Source organism: Rhizobacter sp. P3_B12 (genome assembly GCF_056402895.1).
The window spans coordinates 1-2,212 of the sequence record NZ_JBFUGN010000995.1 but is presented as its reverse complement, the minus strand read 5'-3'; the positions used below and the strand labels follow the sequence as shown (position 1 = coordinate 2,212).

Here is a 2,212-nt window from a genome sequence, read left to right as displayed (position 1 = left end):
AGCGCGGAGATCCGTGAGATCCGACGACCAGCGGCAAGTCTAGTGAACAAGCGGCTTGGTGCCAAGGAGCTGTTCGGAAAAACAGGTGATGAAATCGAGATCAGGTCTGTCGCAGGAACTGCGCCAGCAGCTTCTCCATCGTCGTCATCGTCTCGCGCTCGTGCAGCCACTGCGTGGGCGCGAGATTCACCGCGCGCACGATCTGGTCGCTCGCGCCGACGTCGATCACGTTGATGCAGGCCGGCGCCTGTTCGAGGCGGCCGAAGAAGGCCCGTTCGCCGGCCAGCACGCGTGACAGCAACGCGCGGTTCACGCCGCCATGCATCACCATCAGCAGGCATTGCCAGTCGCTGCGCGCCAGCAGCGCGTCGAAGGCCGGCAGCACGCGATCGAGCAGCTCGCCGACCGATTCGCCGCCGAGGAAGCGCTGCGACTGCACGTCGGGGCCGGTGCGGAAGGCGCCGAGGAAGGCGGCCTCGAGCTCGTGCTTCGGGATGTCGGCCAGGCGGCCGGGGCGGATCTCTTCGAGCGCCGGCTCGTGCAGCACGTGCAACTCCGGTTGCGCGCCCGCGGCCAGCACACGCGCCGCCGTCTCGACGGTGCGCGGCAGCCCGCTGACCAGCACGCTGTCGAAGCGCACRCCGCATTGCGCGAACAGCCGGCCGGCCGCATCGGCCTGGTCGCGGCCGACGGCGTTCAGCGGGACGGTGTCGGGCGGTACCGCGCTGCCATCCTCACGGAAGTAGTCGACCGATCCATGCCGCATCAGATAGATGCGTCGACGCTTCGGGATTGAACGGCTCATGCCGCCCTCGCTCTACTCGAAGCGCGGCTCGCGCTTGTCCAGGAAGGCCTGCAGGCCTTCGCCGCCGTTGCGATGAAAGAAGTTCTCAAGGAAGTGATCCCGCTCCGTTGCCATCTGCTGCGAGAGGCTGCGCCCGGGCCACGCATTGACCAGCTCCTTCACGCTGGACACCGCGTTCGGCGCCAGCCGGGACAGGCGCTCGGCCACCGCCAGAGCTTGGTTCAGCGCCTGCCCGCTGTCTGTCACCCAATTGACAAGGCCCAGCGCCTGCAGCTGCGCCGCGCCCATCGGCTCGGCCAGCCACAGCATCTGCAGCACCACGGCCCGCGGCAGGCGCTGCATCAGTTGCCAGCTCGAGCCGCCGTCCGGCGACAGCCCGATGCGGCCGTACGACATCACGAAGCGCGCGTTCTCGGCCGCGACGATCAGGTCGCAGGCCAGCGCCAGCGAGAAGCCGCCCCCCGCCGCCGCACCCTCGACCGCTGCGATCACCGGTTTCGGGAACACGCGCAGCACCTCGACGAACTCGTGGAAGCGCTCCAGCATCCCCGCCTGCACGTCGCGCGGGGCCTCGCGGCTCGCGAGCAGCCGCTGCAGGTTGCCGCCGGCGCAGAAGTGCTCGCCGTCGCCGCGCAGCACGACGCAGTGCACCTCGGGGTCGGACTCGGCCACGCCCAGCGATTCGATGCCGGCGGTGAAGACCTGCTCGGACAGCGTGTTGCGGGAAGCGGGGTCGCTGATCGTCAGCACCAGGGTGCCGTCGCGTCGTTCGGCACGCAATTCAGAGGGCATGGCCACACCATTCGTCAGACAGCGCCAAGCGCATGGCGCGCGATCATGCCCGTTATTGCGGAGATCGCCGCAGGAAGGTTCATGCTAGAGTCAAAAAATCAATCAACTGCTCATTCGAATGCAGAGATTCCCGAACTCGCTCGCAGTCAGCCTCGCATTGGGCCTCCTGCCCACGGGACAAGCGACTGCGATGGGGTTCGGCAACACGCTCGGCGCCACCACCCTCGGCCACCCGCTCAACTTCGCCGTGATGTTGCGGCTCGAGCCCGACGAGCGCATCGAAGCCTCGTGCGTCAAGGCCGATGTGTCGATCGGCGACCACGCGCTGTCTTCGCTGTCGGTGCGCGTGCGCATCGAGGGCCAGCCCGGCAGCAATGAACGCCGGCTGCGCATCACCACCACCGTGCCGGTCGAGGAACCGGTGGTCGGCATCGCACTGAACGTTGGCTGTCCGACACGGCTGTCGCGCAACTACGTGGTGTTCGCCGACCCGCCGTCGGCCACCGCCGTGGCACCGGCCAACGCGCTGCCTGACATTTCCGATCAACCCGACCCCTCGGCCTCGCCGCTGGCCAGCGTGATCGCGCCGCAGGGCGAGCCGGCGCTGCGCCCGAC

General features: G+C 68.4%; 3 protein-coding genes. 1 reads left to right on the top strand and 2 read right to left on the bottom strand.

Annotation, left to right across the window (positions count from 1 at the left end):
• Nucleotides 1-100 precede the first annotated feature (100 nt).
• The gene (locus tag AC1D01_RS31170; RefSeq protein ID WP_477873353.1) at nucleotides 101-805 is read right to left on the bottom strand and encodes a histidine phosphatase family protein; all 705 of its coding nucleotides are present in this window, start codon (nucleotides 803-805) and stop codon (nucleotides 101-103) included.
• A gap of 12 nt (nucleotides 806-817) precedes the next feature.
• On the bottom strand, nucleotides 818-1,597 hold the full coding sequence (locus tag AC1D01_RS31165) for an oxepin-CoA hydrolase, alternative type (protein WP_477873351.1): 780 nt from the start codon (nucleotides 1,595-1,597) through the stop codon (nucleotides 818-820).
• Nucleotides 1,598-1,787: 190 nt separating this feature from the next.
• Here AC1D01_RS31165 and AC1D01_RS31160 point away from each other — a divergent pair.
• On the top strand, nucleotides 1,788-2,212 hold a 425-nt coding region (locus AC1D01_RS31160), incomplete at its 3' end, for a type IV pilus assembly protein FimV (RefSeq protein WP_477873349.1).